Annotated in this window: 21 protein-coding genes; 6 read left to right on the forward strand and 15 right to left on the reverse strand. The window is 65.5% G+C overall.

Annotation, left to right across the window (positions count from 1 at the left end):
* Nucleotides 1-135: 135 nt before the first annotated feature.
* Nucleotides 136-1,338 (forward strand): formate-dependent phosphoribosylglycinamide formyltransferase, encoded by a 1,203-nt coding sequence (gene purT / locus ABDB81_RS28255; protein WP_346814189.1) that lies wholly within the window; start codon nucleotides 136-138, stop codon nucleotides 1,336-1,338.
* A gap of 166 nt (nucleotides 1,339-1,504) precedes the next feature.
* Here the strand turns inward: purT and ABDB81_RS28260 are convergent, their stop codons facing one another.
* The 7 genes from ABDB81_RS28260 to ABDB81_RS28290 all read right to left on the reverse strand — a co-directional run bounded on the left by ABDB81_RS28260 (nucleotide 1,505) and on the right by ABDB81_RS28290 (nucleotide 8,434).
* Nucleotides 1,505-2,845, reverse strand: a complete 1,341-nt coding sequence (locus tag ABDB81_RS28260; RefSeq protein WP_346814190.1) for a mechanosensitive ion channel family protein — start codon at nucleotides 2,843-2,845, stop codon at nucleotides 1,505-1,507.
* 165 nt (nucleotides 2,846-3,010) lie between these two features.
* The gene (locus tag ABDB81_RS28265) at nucleotides 3,011-4,198 is read right to left on the reverse strand and encodes an HD-GYP domain-containing protein (protein ID WP_137926740.1); all 1,188 of its coding nucleotides are present in this window, start codon (nucleotides 4,196-4,198) and stop codon (nucleotides 3,011-3,013) included.
* Between the two features lie 126 nt (nucleotides 4,199-4,324).
* Complete coding sequence (locus tag ABDB81_RS28270) at nucleotides 4,325-4,954, reverse strand: hypothetical protein (protein WP_346814191.1); 630 nt, start codon at nucleotides 4,952-4,954, stop codon at nucleotides 4,325-4,327.
* Nucleotides 4,951-5,637: an SCO family protein gene (locus tag ABDB81_RS28275; RefSeq protein WP_346814192.1), complete on the reverse strand. Its 687-nt coding sequence runs from the start codon at nucleotides 5,635-5,637 to the stop codon at nucleotides 4,951-4,953. Before ABDB81_RS28275 ends, ABDB81_RS28270 begins: the two co-directional genes overlap by 4 nt.
* On the reverse strand, nucleotides 5,603-6,253 hold the full coding sequence (locus tag ABDB81_RS28280; protein ID WP_346814193.1) for a cytochrome c: 651 nt from the start codon (nucleotides 6,251-6,253) through the stop codon (nucleotides 5,603-5,605). The genes ABDB81_RS28275 and ABDB81_RS28280 overlap by 35 nt, the downstream gene beginning before the upstream one ends.
* Before the next feature lie 4 nt (nucleotides 6,254-6,257).
* Complete coding sequence (locus ABDB81_RS28285; protein WP_171020464.1) at nucleotides 6,258-6,845, reverse strand: cbb3-type cytochrome c oxidase subunit II; 588 nt, start codon at nucleotides 6,843-6,845, stop codon at nucleotides 6,258-6,260.
* 2 nt (nucleotides 6,846-6,847) lie between these two features.
* Nucleotides 6,848-8,434 carry a cbb3-type cytochrome c oxidase subunit I gene (locus ABDB81_RS28290; RefSeq protein ID WP_346814194.1) on the reverse strand — a complete coding sequence of 529 codons (1,587 nt, stop codon included), beginning with the start codon at nucleotides 8,432-8,434 and terminating at the stop codon, nucleotides 6,848-6,850.
* A gap of 304 nt (nucleotides 8,435-8,738) precedes the next feature.
* Here ABDB81_RS28290 and ABDB81_RS28295 point away from each other — a divergent pair, with 304 nt between their 5' ends.
* Entirely contained in the window at nucleotides 8,739-9,818 is a 1,080-nt protein-coding gene (locus ABDB81_RS28295) for a J domain-containing protein (protein ID WP_346814195.1), read from the forward strand.
* A gap of 29 nt (nucleotides 9,819-9,847) precedes the next feature.
* Here ABDB81_RS28295 and ABDB81_RS28300 read toward each other — a convergent pair whose 3' ends face one another.
* From ABDB81_RS28300 to mltG, 7 genes are all read right to left on the reverse strand, one after another.
* The gene (locus ABDB81_RS28300) at nucleotides 9,848-10,591 is read right to left on the reverse strand and encodes an ankyrin repeat domain-containing protein (RefSeq protein WP_137926736.1); all 744 of its coding nucleotides are present in this window, start codon (nucleotides 10,589-10,591) and stop codon (nucleotides 9,848-9,850) included.
* A complete protein-coding gene (locus ABDB81_RS28305) occupies nucleotides 10,584-11,381 on the reverse strand; it encodes a TatD family hydrolase (protein WP_346814196.1) in 798 nt (265 codons plus the stop codon). The genes ABDB81_RS28300 and ABDB81_RS28305 overlap by 8 nt, the downstream gene beginning before the upstream one ends.
* A gap of 17 nt (nucleotides 11,382-11,398) precedes the next feature.
* Nucleotides 11,399-11,908, reverse strand: coding sequence for a GNAT family N-acetyltransferase (locus tag ABDB81_RS28310; protein WP_137926734.1), 510 nt, complete (start codon nucleotides 11,906-11,908; stop codon nucleotides 11,399-11,401).
* A 42-nt stretch (nucleotides 11,909-11,950) separates the two neighbouring features.
* Nucleotides 11,951-12,403: a PilZ domain-containing protein gene (locus tag ABDB81_RS28315; RefSeq protein WP_137926749.1), complete on the reverse strand. Its 453-nt coding sequence runs from the start codon at nucleotides 12,401-12,403 to the stop codon at nucleotides 11,951-11,953.
* Between the two features lie 146 nt (nucleotides 12,404-12,549).
* Entirely contained in the window at nucleotides 12,550-13,566 is a 1,017-nt protein-coding gene (locus ABDB81_RS28320; RefSeq protein ID WP_160472286.1) for a DNA polymerase III subunit delta', read from the reverse strand.
* Between the two features lie 85 nt (nucleotides 13,567-13,651).
* On the reverse strand, nucleotides 13,652-14,254 hold the full coding sequence (gene tmk / locus ABDB81_RS28325; protein WP_160472284.1) for a dTMP kinase: 603 nt from the start codon (nucleotides 14,252-14,254) through the stop codon (nucleotides 13,652-13,654).
* A 4-nt stretch (nucleotides 14,255-14,258) separates the two neighbouring features.
* On the reverse strand, nucleotides 14,259-15,257 hold the full coding sequence (gene mltG, locus ABDB81_RS28330) for an endolytic transglycosylase MltG (protein WP_346814197.1): 999 nt from the start codon (nucleotides 15,255-15,257) through the stop codon (nucleotides 14,259-14,261).
* Nucleotides 15,258-15,480: 223 nt separating this feature from the next.
* Between mltG and ABDB81_RS28335 the strand changes: the two genes are divergently transcribed.
* Genes ABDB81_RS28335 through ABDB81_RS28345 form a run of 3 tightly spaced genes read left to right on the forward strand, consistent with a single transcriptional unit; the run spans nucleotide 15,481 to nucleotide 17,712 of the window.
* Entirely contained in the window at nucleotides 15,481-16,494 is a 1,014-nt protein-coding gene (locus ABDB81_RS28335) for a folate-binding protein YgfZ (protein ID WP_160472282.1), read from the forward strand.
* Nucleotides 16,495-16,513: 19 nt separating this feature from the next.
* On the forward strand, nucleotides 16,514-16,804 hold the full coding sequence (locus tag ABDB81_RS28340) for a DUF4936 family protein (RefSeq protein ID WP_137926729.1): 291 nt from the start codon (nucleotides 16,514-16,516) through the stop codon (nucleotides 16,802-16,804).
* Between the two features lie 50 nt (nucleotides 16,805-16,854).
* Nucleotides 16,855-17,712: an NRDE family protein gene (locus ABDB81_RS28345; RefSeq protein ID WP_137926728.1), complete on the forward strand. Its 858-nt coding sequence runs from the start codon at nucleotides 16,855-16,857 to the stop codon at nucleotides 17,710-17,712.
* 196 nt (nucleotides 17,713-17,908) lie between these two features.
* Here ABDB81_RS28345 and ABDB81_RS28350 read toward each other — a convergent pair whose 3' ends face one another.
* Nucleotides 17,909-18,343 (reverse strand): GNAT family N-acetyltransferase, encoded by a 435-nt coding sequence (locus ABDB81_RS28350; RefSeq protein WP_137926727.1) that lies wholly within the window; start codon nucleotides 18,341-18,343, stop codon nucleotides 17,909-17,911.
* Between the two features lie 188 nt (nucleotides 18,344-18,531).
* Here ABDB81_RS28350 and ABDB81_RS28355 point away from each other — a divergent pair, with 188 nt between their 5' ends.
* Entirely contained in the window at nucleotides 18,532-19,269 is a 738-nt protein-coding gene (locus ABDB81_RS28355) for a FadR/GntR family transcriptional regulator (protein WP_137926726.1), read from the forward strand.
* Nucleotides 19,270-19,272: the final 3 nt, after the last annotated feature.

A 19,272-nucleotide genomic window follows, 5' to 3' on the forward strand; every position in this document is an offset into this window, starting at 1 on the left:
CCATGTCTCCGAACAGGTGTTACCTATGTGTCCGGGCTATACACCACTGTGTGGGAGAGGGGAGAAAAACCCGGCAAGGCAATGGTCTCGCCTTGCTACAATCGCGTCTTTTCTTCCCTGCCGCGAGCCCCCGCCATGACCACCCTTGGAACCCCCCTCTCCCCGTCTGCCACCAAAGTGATGCTGTTGGGCTCCGGCGAGCTTGGCAAGGAAGTGCTGATCGCGCTGCAGCGCCTGGGCGTGGAAACCATTGCCGTGGACCGCTACGAGAACGCCCCGGGCCAGCAGGTGGCGCACCACTCGCGCACCATCACCATGAGCGATGGCGACCAGCTCAAGGCGCTGATCGAAGCCGAGCGTCCGCATCTGGTGGTGCCTGAGATCGAAGCCATCGCCACGCCGATGCTGGAATCGCTGGAAGCTGCCGGCGTCGTCCGCGTGATTCCTACCGCCCGCGCCGCCCGTCTGACCATGGATCGCGAAGGCATCCGCCGCCTGGCCGCCGAGACGCTGGGCCTGCCCACCAGCCCATACAAATTCTGCGATTCGCTCGAAGAACTGCAAGCCGCCATCGACGGCGGTATCGGTTATCCGTGCGTGGTCAAGCCCGTGATGAGCAGTTCCGGCAAGGGCCAGAGCAAGATCGACGGCCCGGCTGACGTCAAGGCCGCATGGGACTACGCCATGGCCGGTGGCCGCGTCAGCCACGGCCGGATCATCGTCGAGGGCTTTATCGATTTCGACTACGAAATCACGCTGCTGACCGTGCGCGCGCTGGGTGCCGATGGCAAGGTGGACACCCAGTTCTGCGAGCCGATCGGCCACGTCCAGGTTGCCGGTGACTACGTGGAAAGCTGGCAGCCGCACCCGATGCACCCCAAGGCGCTGGAAACCGCCCAGCACATCGCCCGTGCAGTGACGGCCGACCTGGGCGGACAGGGGCTGTTCGGCGTGGAACTGTTCGTCAAGGGGGAACAGGTCTGGTTCAGCGAAGTCAGCCCGCGCCCGCATGACACCGGTATGGTGACGATGATCACGCAGTACCAGAACGAGTTTGAACTGCACGCCCGCGCCATTCTGGGCCTGCCGGTGGACACCAGCCTCCGCGCCCCGGGCGCCAGCGCGGTGATCTACGGCGGCGTGGATGCCGAAGGCATCGTCTTCGACGGTGTGGACGAGGCGCTGCGCATCCCGCAGACCGAACTGCGCCTGTTCGGCAAGCCGGAGTCGTTCACCAAACGCCGTATGGGCGTGGCGCTGGCGTATGCGGCAGATGTGGATACAGCACGGGATCGTGCGAAGGAAGCGGCGAGCAAGGTCAAGCCGCGCAAGGCTTGATTTCGCTTCACTCCCCGACTGTTTTTACTCCCCTCTCCCGCCTTGCGGGAGAGGGGTTGGGGGAGAGGGCGAGCCATTCAAGCACTAACCACGCTTCGACATAACGACGTCTTGCCGTCTCCCGCTTCACGGGAGAGGGAGCCAAAACCAGCAGGATCGACAGGAATCAAACCACCCGATCCGCCTTGTCCATATGCGCCTGCGCCGGTTCCCTCGCCCCCGGATCTGTTGCCGCGGCCGCCAGCGCTGCATGCGCGCCATACTGCGAATCCTGACGCAATGCACTGAGATCCGCGCCTGACGGCGACTGGTACAAGCGCAACCCCAACTCCGGCAGGATCGCTAGCAGGTGATCGAAGATATCGCCCTGGATGCGTTCGTAGTCCGTCCAGCCGGTGCGATTGCTGAAGCAATAGACCTCGATAGGAATACCCTGCGAGTCCGGCTCCATCATCCGCAGGTTGAGTAGCAGGTCGTGGTGGATTTCGGGATGCGCGCGCAGGAAGGCGATGCCGTAGGCGCGGAAGGTCCCGAGGTTAGTCAACCGCCGACGGTTGACCGGGTCCGTGTTCTCGCCGAGCAGTACCCGATTGGTCTGCTCCACTTCCTGCTGCTTGACCTCCAGGTAGTCGTGCAGCAGCCGGAAGCGCATCAGCGCCGTTACCTCGTTATCGTCGAGAAACCGCACGGTCGAAGCGTCGATGCGAAGCGTCCGCTTGATCCGCCGCGCGCCGGACTCGAACATGTGCCGGTAGTTGCGGTAGCTCTCCGAGAACAGCTTGTACGTGGGCACCGTGGTCACGGTGTTGTCCCAGTTCTTGACCTTCACCGTATGCAGCGCGATGTCCATCACGAAGCCATCGGCGTTGGACTGCGGCATCTCGATCCAGTCGCCGATGCGCAGCATGTCGTTGGACGTGAGCTGCGTGCTGGCCACCAGAGACAGCAGCGTGTCCTTGAACACCAGCAACAGCACCGCCGACACCGCACCGATACCGGAAAGCATCCACAGCGGCGAGCGGTCGATCAGGATCGACAGCACCAGCACGCCGCAGACCAGCCACAGCGCCAACTGGGCCACCTGCACATAGCCCTTGATCGAGCGCGTCTGCGCACGACGGCTGGCCGCGAACACGGTCTGCCAGGCGTTCAGCACGCCGGACACCATCAGGAACACGCTGACCCAGGTGCCGGCATGCGCCAGCCGTTCGATGAGGATCGAGAACTTGCCGAGATCGGGCACCTGGCTGATGCCGACCGTGATGACGGCGAGAAACACCGCATAGCCGAGGCGGCGGTAGGTGCGGTGCCGCATGAGCGCGGCGGCCCACTCGCGGTTGCCGGAAAGGCTCAACACGCGGTAGACCACCCGGCCCACCACGCGTGCGACGAGCCATTGCGCGAGTCCGGCGATCAGGACGAGCGCCAGCACGTAGAGCGAAATCTGGGCCCAGGGATGGGCGGGAATGCGTCGCTGGAACAGGTCCAGCAGTGCGTCAAAAGTCATGAGGGCGAGGCTTGGTTGCTGACAGTCAAGCCACGAGTCTACTAGCGTTGCGCCGCGCTGCCGCGAATTCTGGCGCGAGTGGCCGCAGAATCAGAATCGTCTCAGATCCAGAATCCGCGGCCAGCCCGCTACCATGCCGCTTCTTCCCTTCTTCCCTTCTTTCCCCTAGTTCGCATGCGGCGCGTACATTGCCATCAACTGGTCGTCGGTGAAGCCCCACTGCCGCGCATCCTCGAAAGCGGTCACGGTGTCGTCGCTGTGGGTCAGGTCGATCACCTCGGGCGGCAGCGGTTTGGAATCCGTCACCGAATAGAAGGTCATCACGCGCGGGCGCAGCGTCTCGCCCTCGTTCTGGCCGCACACCACGGCCAGCCGGCCGGAGCGCAGGCGCAGCACGGTGCCCAGCGGGTAGATGCCCATGGTGCGCGTGAAAGCCTTGAACACACGCCGGTCGAAGAGCGTGTCCACGCGCACGGCGATGTACTCCATGGCTCGCGCCGGCGACCACGCCGGATGGTTCGGACGCGGCGAGGTCAGCGCATCGTAGGTGTCGCAGATGGCTGCGATCTTGGCGTGGACGCTGATTTCGTTCTCGTGCAGGCCGAACGGATAGCCGCGCCCGTCCACGCGCTCGTGGTGGTGGACGCAGACGTCGAGCGGGATATTGCTGTAGAGCCGCGCCTCGTTGAGGATGCGGTAGCCCGCCGACGGGTGGCGCCGCATCTTCTCCTCGTCCGCCGGGGACAGGTCGCTGCCCTTGAGCAGCAGCGATTCGGGCAGCGTCAGCTTGCCGATATCGTGCACCAGCCCGGCCAGTCCCAGTTCGCGCACCTCGCCATCGGGCAGTTTCAGGTTGCGGCCCACCGCGATCATCAGCGCGCAGACCGAGAACGAGTGCAGGTAGGTGTAGTCGTCCTTGGCTTTGAGGCGCGCCATGGCCAGCAGCGCCTGCGAATGGCGAGACAGCGAGGTGGACGCCGAATCCACCAGCAGCAGCGCGCCGTGCGTCTCCAGTGCGCGGCCCATGCGGACGTCGTTGAACAGGTTGCCGATCAGCATGCGCCCCGTCTTGATCAACTCGCGCGCGCGCTCCAGCTCGCTCTCGAAGCTGGCTTCGGGCTCGTCGACCTCCTCGGCCTCCATCATCTCCGGCGCGGCCGGCGTGGGCAGGTTGCGGCCCTTGAGGATGTCGATCCACACATCCTGCACGTTGGCTGCCTGGATCTGCTCCACCTGCTCGTCGCTGGACACCAGAAAGCGCGAGCGCCAGAACGGATGGTTCATCCATGGCCCGCCCAGCCTTGCCACGAACATGCCTATCTGCAGTTGTTCTGCCTTGATTCTTCTCAGCATGCACTTGCCCCAGTTCAAATGGGCGCGGAGAGGGACTCCGCGATCCCGGTCAAGCGGGGCTCTTTCCAGGCCCCGTTCTCTGACTTCTCTCGTTGGCCGCGTTTATCGGCAGGTCCGAGACATTCTTTAGTTTTTTCTTTGCGATGGCACTGTCATGACCCGTTCACCATCGTCATCGCCCGCATCGGCCGCATCGGCCGCATCGGCCTGCCGCGCGGCGCGAATGAGCAGCCACGAGCCGATCACCGCCGCGTAGACCACCAGCCCGGCGCCTGCCAGCCGCTGGTCGCCCAGCAGGTAGCTGGCGCACAGGCGATTGGGCGAGTCGATGAACAGCATGCCAAAAGTCAGGGCCATCCAGACCATGTTTCCGCCAAAAAACAACACCAGTGGCCACGGCGCCACACGCAGGCCGACACTCGCGGCCAGGCCCGCGAGCACCATCGACGCGTCGCGCGCCAGCCCCATCGGCAGGGACATGCGCGAGAGATCCACGGCGATCGGCAGCATCCAGATGCCGTAGGCCAGCGTGGCCGCCACCCCTAGCGCCAGCGAATACGGACGCATCCGCGGCACCATCTCCACCTGCCGTCGCGCGCTCAGCATGCCGGGGGCCAGCGCGCCTGCCGCAAACAGGCAAGGCATCAGGCCGAGCATCAGCCATGCCATGGATGCCTCGAAGAACGTACGCATGGGAGGTAGCGCCAGCGCCAGCAGCAAGAGCACGCCGGCCAGCCTCACGTTGGCGCGATTCATGGCCGATTCCCGCGCAAGTGGGCCAGCGCCACCGCATAGGCCTGCTGGAAATCCTCTAGCGCATGGACGGACAGCACCCTGCCCTGTGCATCCACCACATGCAGGCCCCCGTTATGCTCGAAGCCGCCGAGACCATCCGGGATGGCGATCACGTCAGCCTGTCGCAGCAGTTTCGTCATCGCGTCCGGCGAGATGGCGGCCACCACCTGCCAGCCGGGGGCATTCGCCCGATAGCTGGTGGCATAGCCGAGCAGATCGTTCACGGTGTCGCGTGGATCGAAGGAAAGGGAAATCAGTTGTACCCGTGGCGCCATGCCATCGGCGGCAATCTGGCGTTGCAACTGCGCGAACTCGGCGCCCAGCGCCCGGCAGACCGTGGGACAGCGGGTGTAGATGAAATCGACGATGTAGAGGGCAGGCTCGGGCACGCCGGTATTCGCCAGTTCGAACAGCCGCAGGTCATGGCCATGCTGGTTCCACACGTCGATGGCGGGTAGCCGCAGCGCCTGTCGGGCGATGCGCGCCACGCGTGACTGGTCGAGTGTCCAGGCGCGCAGCCCGTCGGTCACGAAGTAGACTGCCGCCGCGCCGAGCAGCAGCGCGGCGGCCAGCGCCAGCCAAGGGCCTGCCGACGCGGGGGCGACGGTCCTAACTGCCCGGGGAGCCAAGCGCCGCGTCGCCATCGAAAGGTGCCTGCATGCTGGCCGTATCGGCCCGTGCCGCCGCGACGGTCTCCGCCGTCACGGGCGGTGCGGCATTGCCCCACTGGCTGCGCACATGCGTGAGCACGGCGGCAATCTCGGCATCACCGAGCTGCGCCGCGAACGCCGGCATCGCCCCGTTGTAGGCCGTGCCCTTGACCGTGAGCTTGCCGGTGACGCCGCGCAGGACGATCCGTGCCGCCTTGGCATCGCTGCCGGTGACCCACTCGGAGCCGGCCAGCGGCGGAAACACGCCCGGCAAACCCTGGCCCGTGGCCTGATGGCAGGCCACGCAATGGCTCTGGAAGATGGCAGCACCATCCACCGCCGCGCCCGCCGCCGCCTTCGGCTTGCCATGCAGGTCCGCCACGGTGCGCTGGTCGCCGAGCGCCGGAGGCTGGTCGATCGGGGCCGTGACGATGTAGTACACGCCCCACGCCACCAGCGCGGCTACCATCGCCAGCACATAGCGCGGAATCGGCATGCGGTTCTCGTGCGGGTCTTCATGCTCGCGGGCACGCGCGGCGGCGGCCTGCCGCTGCTCCGAGCTTTCTGCCGAACCATCTGCCGCACCACGGGGATCACGGAAATCGCTCATGGCCTCATTCCTTCGTTGCCGGCAGCACGGCACCGGTCCGGTTCAGCGATTGCAGGTAGGCCACGAGGTCCAGTGCGGCGGCCGTGGGCACCACCACCTTGCCCAGCGGCGCATAGCCCGGCGGCAGCGGCACGGCCTTCTCGCCGGCGTCGGGCGCGTCCTTGGCATCGAACAGGAATGGATACGCGGGCATGATGCTGCCGCTCACGTACGCACGTGGCTGGTACAAGTGCCCCAGATGCCAGTCCGCGCTGGGCTGGCGCACGCCGATGTTCATCAGGTCCGGACCTGTGCGCATGGTGCCCAGCAGGTGGGGCTTGTCGTAGTAGTAGTCACCGGCTGTGGTTGCGCGGCCCCAGCCGCGCTTGGCATCGGGCGCGAACGCGGCATCGCGGGGTTGCTGCGAGTGGCAGTAGACGCAGCCATTGGCAATATAGACCTCGCGGCCGCGCAACTGGGCGGCGGTGTAGGGCTTCAACCCTTCGGTGGGCTTCACGTCGTGCAGTTGCATGTAGGGCAGCACCACCAGGGCGCTGGTGGCCAGTGCCAGCATCGTCATGCCGCCCGCCAGCAGGGCGCTCTCGTTGTTCACGTTCAGGCTCCCTGTGCGGGCTTGTTGCCCTGGTGGAACATCGCGGGACGATTGCGGTTCGGCCCCAGGCCGAATGCCACGCAAATGAAGTTGGCCACGAAACAGAGGTGGCTGGTCAGCATCATGAATCCGCCGATGGAGCGGATCTTGAGGTACGGCACGGTCACCGCCACCGAATCCATGAAGGGCTTGGCGGCGTCGAGCATCGCCTTGCCCTGTAGCCAGCCGCCGATGCTCAGGCCGATGAAATAGACGCCGATGCCGCCCACGGCCAGCCAGAAATGCGCGTAGATCAGCCAGCGGTACGGCCACTCCCGGCCCGTGATGCGCGGCACGATGAAGTAGATGGCGCCGAAGAATGCAAAGCTCACGAACGCGTACAGCCCCAGGTGGGCGTGCGCCACGGTGTAGTGCGTGAAGTGGGTCACGCGGTTGACGGCGCGTAGCGCCTCGAACGACCCCTGGATCGAACTCAGCGTGTACATCATGCCGCCGAAGGTCATGAAGCGCAGCGTCGGCGAATCGATCAGCCGGTGGAAGTTGCCGCGCAACGTCTGGTGCTGGTTGATCGAGAACGCGATCACGGGAATCAGCATCATCATGCTCTGCACGATCGACAGCGTGATCAGCCAGCCCGGCACCGGCCCGCCCACCAGGTGATGGCCGCCCACCTGCCCGTAGAAGAAGGCCAACGCCCAGAAACCCAGCAGCGACAGCCCGTACGATTTCACCGGCTGGCCGATCACCTTCGGCAGGAAGTAGTAGATCGATGCCAGCGCCAGCGGCGTATAGAACAGCCCCAGCACGTTATGGCCGAACCACCAGTTCATGGTGGCCTGCTCCACCCCGAAATGCAGGCCCGGGATGTTGGCCACCAGGAACAGCACCGGGAACCAGAACAGTGCACAGCCCATGTACCAGACCGACACGTAGAGGTGATCCACCTTGCGGTTCACCAGTGTCAGCACCAGCGGAATGCCCACGAACGCGCCGCCAGCCACGAAGAGGATGTCCACCTGCCACGGAATCTCCAGCCACTCCAGCCCGTCGGAGATGCCGGCGGCGATGCTGCCGATACCCGCGATCAGCCCAGCATTCCAGACCGCCGCGCCCAGCACCGCCCAGCGCGCCCCCACCAGCTCCGTCTTGAGCAGGCGCGGCAGCAGGAACATGGCGATGCCGAGTCCGGCCATCGGCGCCCAGCCGTAAGCCACGGCGTTCAGGTGGATGGTGCGGATGCGCCCGAAGGTCAGCCAGGGGATCGAGGCCAGCCAGTCGGGTTCATGCAGCTTGATAGACGAGGTCAGGCCGGCGGCAGATGCCACCAGCAGCCAGACCATCGCGCAGCAGATAAACAGAAAGACCACGGGTGCCGACGACTGGTCGGCGGCGGTGCGGGCGGCGTCTGCCACGCCGGTGTCGCCGCGCGCCGAGGCTGGGTCTTCGGGATGCGCCCCTTCGCCGTGGAAGATCACGCGGGCGGCGGCGCTGGACGTATCGAACAGGCCCTTCTGCATGCTCCAGATGAACGCGCCCAAGGCGATCACGGACAGCAGAAAAGCCGACAGCAGGATGGCGACTGTATTCATGGGGGACTCGCAGGCGGGGGCAGGCGACGGGGAAGTTCCGACGCGCAGAGTACGAGTCCGTGTCCGAGCGGCCAATCATCCTTACGTGTAACTGGCGTTTTATGCGTGCGATTCCTAGAATTCAGCCTCGGGCGTCATTGCCCTGCCCGGCGTTCTGTTCGGCATCCCTCAGACATCACTCCCGCACCCACGCGATAATGGCGCACGGTTCGATCCGCGCGCCGTTTGTCGTGCAGCAGCTTGCCGTGCATTCCGCGCTTGAGATTCGCCACGACTTGCCGTTATCAGTTGTCGACCTCCGATATTGCGTCTTTCCCGCCTGATGCATAGCCACTACGACAACCTCAAGGTCTCACGCGACGCGCCCGCGGAAGTCATCCGGGCCGCGTACAAGTCCCTGAGCCAGAAATACCATCCCGACCGCCACGCCGACAGCGAGGAGGCCAACCGCATCATGCGGCTGCTGAACGCCGCCTATGACGTGCTGCGCGATCCGGAGAAGCGCGCCGAGCATGACCAGTGGATCGTCGCGCAGGAGAAACGCGAAGCCGACCAGAAGCAGCGCCAGGCCACGCAGCAGCGGCAGGCCTACCGTGCCGCCCAGGCCCAGCAACAACGACAGGCCGCGCAACGCCAGCAGGCCCAGCGCCCCGCTCCGCCCCCGGCCGCCAGCGAACCCGAACCGGCTGCCGAACAGCCCGCCCGCACACGCAAGCCGCGCCGCTCATGGCGCGATGCGCCGCCCAACAGTGGTCCCGCCACCCCGTTGCCGAAGCTCGGCTCGTTTGCGCTCTACCTGGGGATCGGCGCGCTGATCGTAGTGTTGTTGAGCGACTGGTCGGGGGATAACGCTGCCGGACGCGGCGTACCGGGGGCCGCCACCGCATCGACCCTGTCGTCCTCCGTGCCGCCCTCTGCGTCATCGCTGACGCGCACCGTAGCGCCGGGCTCGACCCGTGACAGCAAGTACATCCGGCCAACGTTGACCCCGCGTGGCCTGCCGTGGCCGACACGGTCAGGCTACCTGCCCGGCTATCCGGTGCTCAACGACAGCGGGTTGTCGACGCTGACCGTCGACAACTCGGCGAGCCCGTCAGATGTCATGGTGAAACTGGTGTCCGTGGAGGGCAACACGCCGCTCCCGGTGCGCACAAGCTACGTGCGGGGCGGCACGTCATTCACGATGGATGAGATTTCTCCCGGCAGCTACGACCTGCGCTACCAGAGCCTGGATACGGGAGAGTTGTTCCGGTCGGAACGCTTCGAACTGGCGGAACTGAGGGAGTCCGGCGGCACCAGCGCCAACCGGAACGTGTTCCGCCTCTACGGGGTGCCGGGCGGCACCTCCCGCTCCGTACCGATCTCGGAGCGGGATTTCCCCTGAGCGGGCGCCCAGGGGAAGGATGTCTTTACTCAGTAAGGCTTGGGTTGCGGCTGGCTGTTAGGCGGCGTCCACGGCTTGGGCGCTGGCGCGGGGGCCGGCACGTTGCCATAGACCTTCTGCCAGCGCGATTTCAGGCCGGCCGCGATTTCCTTCTGGTTGTACTGCTCGGCGAAGTCGATCACCGTCATGCCCTGCTGGTTCTTGAGCCGCAGGTCGGCGCCCTCGTCCAGCAGCAGCTTCACCGTGTCGATATGGCCGCCGCGCGCCGCCATCATCAGCGGCGTGGTGCCATTCGGGCTTTCGGCGTCGATATAGGCCGCGTGATCCACCAGGTACTTGACCACGTCGTTGTGGCCATTCGTTGCCGCGTAGTGCAGCGGCGCCCAGCCCTTCTTGTTCACCTCGGCCTCTTCGCCATCGACCATCAGCTTCATGCTCTCCAGGTCGCCCTGCAGCGCCGCCATCATCAGCGCGTTCTCGCCAGCCGGGTTGGTCTTGTCGAGGTCGATGTTCTTCGCCTTGATCAGCACCTTGGCCGCCTTGGTCGATTTCTCGCGCAGGGCCAGCACCAGTAGCGGATTGCCGCGGTTGTCCGTCAGGTTCGGGTCCACGCCTTTCTGCAGCAGTTTCTGCACCGTGTTGCCGTCGTCGAATTCCACGGCCTTACGCATGTCGTCCGCTGGAGCCGCCTGCACCAGCGCGCAGCCCGCCATCGCGGACAGGCCCACGAGCGCCATGGCGGAGGCCATGCGTCGCATCTTCAGATCAAACATGAGCATTCCTGTCGATGTGCTTGAAAAGACGGAAGAAATTATCCGTCGTCTGTTCGGCAATCTGTTCCACCGGCACGCCGCGCAGATTGGCGATGAATTCGCCCACGTGACGCACCCAGGCCGGTTCGTTGGTCTTGCCGCGATATGGCACCGGCGCCAGATACGGCGAATCGGTCTCGATCAGCATGCGGTCCAGCGGCACTTTCTTCGCGGTCTCCTGCAGGTCCGCCGCGCTCTTGAACGTCACGATGCCCGAGAACGAGATATAGAAATCCTCGTCGAGCGCCCGCTTGGCGATGTCCCAGGTCTCGGTGAAGCAGTGCATCACGCCTCCGGCTTCCCGGGCGTTCTCTTCCTGCATCAGCCGGATCGTGTCGTCGGCTGACGAGCGCGTATGGATGATCAGCGGCTTGCCGGTTTGCCTTGCGGCACGGATGTGGGTGCGGAAACGATCGCGCTGCCACTCCATGTCTTCGACGCTGCGACCGTTGAGGCGGTAGTAGTCGAGGCCCGTCTCGCCGGTGCCGACCACGCGCGGATGGTTGGAGAGCGTCACCAGCCGTTCCAGCGTGGGCTCCTCGGCATCCTCCTCGTAGTCCGGGTGGACACCCACGGACGCGTACAGGTTCGGATGCTGTTCGGCCAGCGCCAGCACGCGCGGAAAATCTTCCAGCGTCACGGAGATGCACAGCGCATGCGTCACCTGGTTGGCCTTCATGTTCGCGAGCAGTTCAGGCAGGCGCGCGGACAGGTCGGGGAAATCGATATGGCAGTGGGAATCTACGAACATCGGCACTCTCTTGAAACTCAATCGAGCCGGCGGCCCAGGATCACGAGGTCGCGTTCCACGCCGTCGAGCACGGCGACGCGCGGCAGATCCCCCCAACGGGTAAAGCCATGCCGCTCGAACAGCGCCAGGCTCGGCGCATTGTGGCCGAAGATAAAGCCGAGCAGCGTCTTCACGCCGACCTTCGGCGCATGGGCCACGGCCTCGGCCAGCAGGAAGCGGCCAAGGCCCTTGCCGCGCTGGTCCTCGTGCAGATAGATCGAGACCTCGGCCGTGGCGCCATAGGCGGGCCGGCCATAGAAATCCGAAAAGCTCACCCACCCGGCCATGCGGCCTTCGGCATCCTCGCACACCCACAGTGGACGACGCTCTGGCAGATGGGCATCGAACCAGCCCTCGCGGGATGCCACGCTGACCGGCTCGGTATCGGCCGTCACCATGCGCGAGGCCACCGTGCTGTTGTAGATCTCGACGATGCCGGGCAGGTCCTCGCGCGTGGCAATCCGCACGGTAAATCCAGAATGACTCATAAATCCAATAACTTGCGAGGCAAACCTCGCATTTTCCTTGAGTTATATCGTCTGCGTGGGCTTGCCCGATTCGATCGTCTTGCCCAGCAGTTCTTCCACCGCACGCTTGAGCATGCGGCCATTGTCATCGTCCGGCAGATGCACGCCCACGCCGGGCGTCTTCATCGGCGTGCCAGCCGGGGTAATCCACGCCACCACGCCTTGTATCTGGTACTTCTGCGGGCGGTCCAGCAACGACAGCACCAGGAACACCGGCTCCCCCAGCCGGAACGGGCGGTTCGACGGCACGAAGATGCCGCCGCGCGCCAGGAACGGCATGTAGGCCGCGTACAGTCCGGCCTGATCCTTGATCGACAGCGACAACACATTGGGACGCTGTGGAGTCCCGGGAGCCGGACCGGCTCCCGCTGGGGGGGTGGCCGGACGGGCGGGTGCCGGATTCCTCGGCGGTATGCCTGCCGCTGTCAGCGGTGGCGTCGTGGCTGGTGCATTCATCATTGACCCCATGTTGCCCGCTTTGCGCAGGCTATTTATCGTAACTGGCCGGGCATGGAAACCCGTGGCTCGACTTTTACCACGCGCGCACCGCCGTGCCTACGGGCGGCGCGCAGTTTGAGACGCATCGCAAACTTGCGTCTCGTCTAGCGAAAAATCTGCCGGTAATCGAGAAAGACCGACTCCATGACCAGGCGTGCCGCCAGCGGATGATTCTCGCTGCGCCGATGGTTCACCAGCCGCCCGGCAAACCCCTGCAGGCGATGGGCATCGGTTGCGCCGGCGCAACGTCCCAGCGCGGCCTGTTCCTTGGGGAAATAGCGGGCCGGGCCCGTACCCAGCGAGATCGACAGCAAATCGTAGGTCCAGCGTTGCAGCGTGCCCAGTACCATCGGCACCGGCAGTTTCTGGAGTTGCTCGGCAGCAGCCAATGCGTCAAAGGTCGGACCTGCGCCAAGCTGGCTCACCAGCAGGCGCAGCAATGGTTGCTCCTCGGCCTCGGCGGCATGCAGCGCGGTCAGCGGCGCACCGCCGGCCTGCGCCAGTTGCGCCTCCACATCGGCCACGCCCTGGCTGCGCAACCATTCCAGTGCCGCCGCCGCGCTCGGCGGCGCCACGGAGAACTGGCGGCAGCGCGACAGGGTAGTCGGCAGCACGCGGTCGATGCGGTCTGTGACCAGCAGGAAGACCGTCGATGGCGGTGGCTCTTCCAGCGTCTTGAGCAGTGCGTTGGCACCTTCGGTCTGGAGCGCATCGAGCGGATACACCACCACCACGCGCAATCCGGCGCGGTGCGTGCCAACGCCTATTGCCTCGATCAGCTGGCGCACCTGTTCCATGCGGATGATCTTGCTCGGCGCCTTCTTCTTGCTGCTCGATCCGGACTCGGCATCCCCCTCGCCGCCTTCACCGGCCTCCAGCGCCTCGGGCCGAACCACGGTGAAGTCAGGATGGTTGCCCTGGCCGAACCAGTGGCACGCACCACAGTGGTTGCATGGCTGACCGTCGGCGAGCGGCGCTTCGCAAAGCAGGCCCTGCGCAAAATGCAGCGCCAGGTCGCGCTTGCCGATGCCTTGCTGGCCGTGCAGCAGCAGCGCGTGGGGCAGCCGGTCGCGCAAGGCGGTCAGCCGCTGCCAGTCTTCTCGTTGCCAGGGATAAAGCATGCGAATCAATCGGTTAGCGCCATGACGTCATGTATTGTCGGAGAGATGCACACCGACATCACGGCGCGGATATAAGTCATAAAACTCAGAGACTTGCGATGATGTCTTCGAGCGTCACGCGAATCTCGTCGATGGAGCGCGTCGAGTCGATGACCCGGAAGCGCTGCGGTGCCTGGGCGGCCCGTCGCAGGTATTCGTTGCGTGTCCGCTCGAAGAACGCGCGGGACTCCGCCTCGAACTTGTCTGGCTCGCGCGCATTGGCCAGCCGCGCGGCGGCGGTTTCCAGCGGCACGTCGAACAGCAGCGTCAGGTCCGGTTGCAGGCCGCGCTGCACCCAGGCCTCCAGCGCTTCCAGCCGGTCGAGCGCCAGCCCCCTGCCCCCGCCCTGATAGGCAAACGTGGCATCGGTGAAACGATCGGAAATGACCCAGTCCCCGCGTGCGAGGGCCGGGGCAATGACTTCGGCAATATGCTCGCGTCGTGCCGCGAACATCAGCAGCGCCTCGGTTTCGAGGTCCATCTTGCGATGCAGCAGCAACTGGCGCAGATCCTCGCCCAGCGGCGTGCCACCCGGCTCGCGCGTAGTCACGACGTTGCCACGGGCGCGCAGGCGCTCGGCCACCCATTCGATATGGGTGCTCTTGCCCGCGCCGTCGATACCTTCAAACGTGATGAATTTGCCGCCCATGTGATTACGGTTTGCCGCGCTGGTACTTGTCTACCGCGCGGTTGTGTTCGGGAAGTGATGTCGAGAAATGGCTGCTGCCGTCGCCACGCGCCACGAAGTACAGCGCGTCAGACGGCGCCGGCGTGGTAGCCGCGGCCAGCGAGGCCAGGCCCGGCAGCGCGATCGGCGTCGGCGGCAGGCCGGTACGGGTGTACGTATTGTACGGGGTGTCCGTGGTCAGATCCTTCTTGCGGATATTGCCGTCGAAAGTCGGGCCGATGCCGTAGATCACGGTCGGATCGGTCTGCAGCATCATGTTCTTGCGCAGCCGATTCACGAATACCGCCGCAATCATCGGCCGCTCCGACGCCTGCCCGGTTTCCTTCTCGACGATCGACGCCATGATCAGCGCCTCGTACGGCGTCTTGTACGGCAGGTCCGGTGCGCGCGCGTTCCAGGCATCGTTGATGCGCTTCTGCATCGCGCGGTAGGCGTGCTTGTACAACTCGATATCGCTGCTGCCGCGGGCAAAGAGGTAGGTATCGGGGAAGAACAGGCCCTCGGGCGAGGTTTCCGCCGCGCCAATCGCCTTCATCAGGTCGGCGTCCGACATGCCCTGCGTGTCATGCTTCAGCGCCGGGCTGGCATCCACGGCCGCGCGCATCTTGCGGAACTCCCACCCCTCGATCACGGTGACCACGTAGTGCGACACGTCGCCCTTCGCGATTTTCTCGACCACTTCGAACGGCGTCACGCCGGTTTCGAACTGGTAGCCCCCGGCCTTCAGGTCGGTGGCGTGGCCCGTGATCCGGGCCAACAACTGGAACATGCGAGGGTCCATGGTCACGCCGCCGCGCTGTAGTTGGCGGCCGACGCTGGCCACGCCCGAATTGGGCTTGACGATGACTTCTATGGGCGAGGCGGACAGGCCGAGCGGCTGGTTTGCCCACCAGGCAAAGCCACCCGCAAGCGCTGCTGCGGAGACAATCAGCACCCCGACCAGGCGCAGGAACAGGCGTTTCATGTAGTGATTGGAACAATCGAGGGACTATCGGCGGAAAGCATACGGCGCTGGCAAGACGCGCGGCCGGTCGGAATGACGGCAGGCCCATATAATACCGGGAGCCTTGTGGCCTATGTGTCACCACACGTTACAGGCGACGCAGCACTACGCTGCGTATGACCTTGTACGATGGCACTGCCGCCCCCAATTTCACCACCGATCACCGTCTTCCGGGACCGTCTGCATGTCCGCCACTGAATTCCCCTCGCTCGCCGATAGCTTCGCCGCCCTGCCGCACGCCGGTATTGTCACCGCGCCCGCCGGGCTGGGCTTGATCCGCGTGGCCGGCGATGACGCCGCCACCTTCCTGCACAGCCAGTTGACCAACGCGGTGGAAGACCTGCCGGCCGATGCAGCGCGGCTGGCCGGCTACTGCTCGGCCAAGGGCCGGCTGATGGCCAGCTTCCTGGTCTGGCGCGACGCCGAAGGCATCGTGCTGCAACTGTCGGCCGATATCCAGCCGGCCATCCAGAAGCGCCTGTCGATGTTCGTGCTGCGCGCCAAGGCCAAACTGTCCGACCTCTCCGCCACACACCGCGTGCTGGGCGTGGCCGGCGCAGGTGCCGAAGCCGCGCTGAAACAAGCCGGCCTGCCCGCACCGCAAGGGCCGCTGTCCGCTGCGCATGCCGATGGCGTGAGCGTGATCCGCCTGGCCGACGCCGAGGGCGAAGCGCGCTGGCAGATCGTGGCGGAGTCCGCGCGCGCCGAGGCGCTGCAACAGGCGCTGGGCGCGACGCTGGCGCAGGCGGCACCGGCATTCTGGGACTGGCTCGACATCGGCGCCGGCATCCCGCGCATCGCCGCCGCCACGCAGGAGCAGTTCGTGCCGCAGATGATCAACTTCGAGCTGATCGGCGGCGTCAATTTCCGCAAGGGCTGCTATCCCGGCCAGGAAGTGGTGGCGCGCAGCCAGTATCGCGGCACGCTCAAGCGTCGTATGTGGCGTGTGGGCGGCGAAGGTACGGTGCCGGCCGCTGCCACCGAGATTTTCCGTCCCGAAGATCCCTCGCAGCCGTGCGGCATGGTGGTCAATGCCGCCCCGTCACCGCTGGGTGGATGGGAAGGACTCGCCGAGCTGAAGATCGATGCAGCCGTGGCCGGCACGCTGCATCTGGGCGCAGCGGACGGCTCGCCGGTCTCCACGCGTGCGCTGCCGTACGAAGTGCCGCTGCCGAACGAGGCTGAATCCGCCAGTTGAACGACCGGGGAACCAAGACATGAGCGATCATCTCTACGTCTACTTCAAGGTGCCGGAGGACCGCGCCGCCGAGGCGTTGCCGCAGTGGCACCGCTGGATGGAAACGGTGGCCGAGGCCACCGGGATTGGTGGTACGCTCATGCGAAGGCCGGAGACCCGCGCCGGGCTGCAGACGTGGATGGAGAGCTACGCGGACATACCGCCCGCCTTCGATGCCACGCTCGATGGCCTGTGGCGCCAGAGCGGCCTCGCTCACTGGATCAGTGGCGAGCGTATGGCCGAGAAGTTCGTAGACCTGGACGTGCTGTGACGTGGTCACTGCAGTCACTGTAGTGCAGCAAGAGAAGCAAAGGAAGCGACATGTGCCTGATTCTGGTGGCCTGGCAATCGCACCCGGACTATGCCCTGGTGGTGGCCGGCAACCGTGACGAGTTCTATGCCCGCCCCGCGGCGGCCGCGCACTGGTGGCAGGATGCCCCCGAGGTGCTGGCTGGCCGCGACCTGGCCGAGGTGATCGGCGATGCGGGCACCTGGATGGGCGTGGCCAACGCCGCCTCGTCCGAATGGCCCGGCGATTCGCGCGCGCGTTTCGCCGCGCTGACCAACTACCGCGCCCCCTCCGAAAAACGTACCGATGCCCGCTCGCGCGGCGAACTCGTCGCGCATTTCCTGCGCGGCGAGCAGACCCCGGACGAGTACCTCCACGAACTGGCCGGCGCCCATGGCGCCTACAACGGGTTCAACCTGCTGGCCAGCGATTTGCACGACCTCTGGTGGTACAGCAACCGCTCGAAGACACGCCAGCCGCAGAAGCTGAAACCGGGCCTCTACGGATTGTCCAACGCACTGCTCGACACGCCATGGCCCAAGGTCCGCAGCCGCGTCGGCGCGCTGTGCGAAGTCCTGGCCGCCGACCGTGGCCAGTTCGGCTCGGACGCCGAACCCTACCTGCAGATGCTCGCCGACGAGAAACAGGCGCCGGACTGGGAACTACCGAGCACCGGCGTGGCGCCGGAGTGGGAGAAGCTGCTGTCGTCATCGTTCATCCGCTCCCCGCATTACGGCACGCGCGCCAGCACCGTGCTGCGCGTACGGCATGACGGACGATTCGATTATGTCGAGCGGAGTTTCGATGCAGAGGGGAAGACCGGCGAGGTGTCGTATCAGGGCCGGCTGAATGTGACGCGGGATACAGGGACGGTGCCTGCGCCGCGCTAGAACTACACTTGGGGTTCACTCCCCTCTCCCACAAAGTGGGAGAGGGGCTGGGGGAGAGGGCCGGCGGTCCTGCTTGCCGACCTGTCGCAATTTTCACTGCTGACCCTCTCCCCCGACCCCTCTCCCGCTGCGCGGGAGAGGGGAGCGCATAGCAACGGATAGCGGTAAACGGATAGCGGTATCGCGCAAACTCAAGTCACCCCACCTGCTTCCGCATCTCCACATGCGGAATCCCCGCTTCCTCGAACTCCGCCCCAACCTGCTCGAAGCCCACACGCGCATAAAACGGCGCCGCATGCGTCTGCGCGTTGAGGATCAGCTCCGCATAGCCGAGTTCGGCGGCCTTCGCCATCAGTGCGTCCAGAACCCGGGCGCCCATGCCGGTGCCGCGCGCCACCTTGAGCACGGCCATGCGGCCGATGTGTCCGTCCGGTAGCAGGCGGCCCGTAGCGACCGGGGTGCCGTCGGCGGCGAACGCCAGGGCGTGCCAGCTTGGCTCGTCCATGTCATCCCATTCCAGTTCCACCGGTACGCCCTGCTCTTCCACGAAGACGCTGTAGCGGATGGCGCGGGCGCGCTCGCGGGCTTCATCCCATTGGCAGACCAGGACTGGGGCAGTAGTAACGGACATGGATGACTCGTAGCGGAATGTCTGAAGAGAGGCGCAATCATACGCCCGGCAGGTAGCCAATGCGCACGCACAGACTGCGAGCATTGGTGCGATTATCGGCCAGTCAATGCACCGTATCAGGGATAACCCCGCCTACCATCGTAGCGTGAAATTTGTATGATGACCTGACTACCTGATGATGCGATGCCATGTTCCAGAAGATTCCTGCTCGCGCGCTGACTGACAGCGTGGCCGAGCAACTGCTCGACAAGATCCAGGGCGGCACCTTTGCCCGGGGTGCCAAGCTGCCTACCGAGGCCGTGCTGTCCGAAGAGTTCGGCGTCAGCCGCACCGTGATCCGCGAGGCCATTGCCCGGCTTAAGTACGAGGGGTTGGTGGAATCTCGCCAGGGCAGCGGCGTGTTCGTGACCGATCAGGCTGGCATCCGGCCACTGCGCATTGATTACACCGATGTCGATACGCTGGAAGCGGTGCTGCAGATCGTGGAACTGCGCCGTTCGATCGAGGCCGAGGTCGCCGCCCAGGCGGCGCGCCGCCGCAGCGATGCTGCGATGGCCGGCATCGACGCCGCGCTGGCACGCATCGACACCGAAGTGGCCGAAGGCGGCGACGGCGTTGCCGCCGACGTGGCCTTCCACCGTGCCATTGCCGAAGCCACCGGCAACCCGTATTTCCTCAAGACGCTGGCCTTCCTGAGCCAGTACCTGGAAACCGCCACGCGCGTGACCCGTACCAACGAGGCGCGCCGTGCCGATTTCTCGCGTCAGGTGCGCGAGGAACACCAGGCCATTGCCGCCGCCATCCGCGCGGGCGACCCCGATGCCGCACGCAACGCGGCGCAGAACCACATGTACAACGCGGCGCGCCGGCTCTCGCAGTTGGGCGATGACGAAGGCATCGACCTGCCCGTCAGCCCGTCGCACTAGTCA

The organism is Cupriavidus sp. DL-D2, from assembly GCF_039710735.1.
Classification (GTDB): Bacteria; Pseudomonadota; Gammaproteobacteria; order Burkholderiales; family Burkholderiaceae; genus Cupriavidus.

Bases quoted from the DNA above. Each gene is read 5' to 3' on its own strand.
- ABDB81_RS28305 (WP_346814196.1), bottom strand. From the start codon at position 11,381: ATGTTCGTAGATTCCCACTGCCATATCGATTTCCCCGACCTGTCCGCG.
- ABDB81_RS28310 (WP_137926734.1), bottom strand. From the start codon at position 11,908: ATGAGTCATTCTGGATTTACCGTGCGGATTGCCACGCGCGAGGACCTG.
- ABDB81_RS28355 (WP_137926726.1), top strand. From the start codon at position 18,532: ATGTTCCAGAAGATTCCTGCTCGCGCGCTGACTGACAGCGTGGCCGAG.
- ABDB81_RS28350 (WP_137926727.1), bottom strand. From the start codon at position 18,343: ATGTCCGTTACTACTGCCCCAGTCCTGGTCTGCCAATGGGATGAAGCC.
- ABDB81_RS28340 (WP_137926729.1), top strand. From the start codon at position 16,514: ATGAGCGATCATCTCTACGTCTACTTCAAGGTGCCGGAGGACCGCGCC.
- ABDB81_RS28290 (WP_346814194.1), bottom strand. From the start codon at position 8,434: ATGAATACAGTCGCCATCCTGCTGTCGGCTTTTCTGCTGTCCGTGATC.
- ABDB81_RS28345 (WP_137926728.1), top strand. From the start codon at position 16,855: ATGTGCCTGATTCTGGTGGCCTGGCAATCGCACCCGGACTATGCCCTG.
- ABDB81_RS28335 (WP_160472282.1), top strand. From the start codon at position 15,481: ATGTCCGCCACTGAATTCCCCTCGCTCGCCGATAGCTTCGCCGCCCTG.
- ABDB81_RS28270 (WP_346814191.1), bottom strand. From the start codon at position 4,954: ATGAATCGCGCCAACGTGAGGCTGGCCGGCGTGCTCTTGCTGCTGGCG.
- ABDB81_RS28265 (WP_137926740.1), bottom strand. From the start codon at position 4,198: ATGCTGAGAAGAATCAAGGCAGAACAACTGCAGATAGGCATGTTCGTG.
- tmk (WP_160472284.1), bottom strand. From the start codon at position 14,254: ATGGGCGGCAAATTCATCACGTTTGAAGGTATCGACGGCGCGGGCAAG.
- purT (WP_346814189.1), top strand. From the start codon at position 136: ATGACCACCCTTGGAACCCCCCTCTCCCCGTCTGCCACCAAAGTGATG.
- ABDB81_RS28300 (WP_137926736.1), bottom strand. From the start codon at position 10,591: ATGTTTGATCTGAAGATGCGACGCATGGCCTCCGCCATGGCGCTCGTG.
- ABDB81_RS28260 (WP_346814190.1), bottom strand. From the start codon at position 2,845: ATGACTTTTGACGCACTGCTGGACCTGTTCCAGCGACGCATTCCCGCC.
- mltG (WP_346814197.1), bottom strand. From the start codon at position 15,257: ATGAAACGCCTGTTCCTGCGCCTGGTCGGGGTGCTGATTGTCTCCGCA.
- ABDB81_RS28275 (WP_346814192.1), bottom strand. From the start codon at position 5,637: ATGGCGACGCGGCGCTTGGCTCCCCGGGCAGTTAGGACCGTCGCCCCC.
- ABDB81_RS28280 (WP_346814193.1), bottom strand. From the start codon at position 6,253: ATGAGCGATTTCCGTGATCCCCGTGGTGCGGCAGATGGTTCGGCAGAA.
- ABDB81_RS28315 (WP_137926749.1), bottom strand. From the start codon at position 12,403: ATGAATGCACCAGCCACGACGCCACCGCTGACAGCGGCAGGCATACCG.
- ABDB81_RS28320 (WP_160472286.1), bottom strand. From the start codon at position 13,566: ATGCTTTATCCCTGGCAACGAGAAGACTGGCAGCGGCTGACCGCCTTG.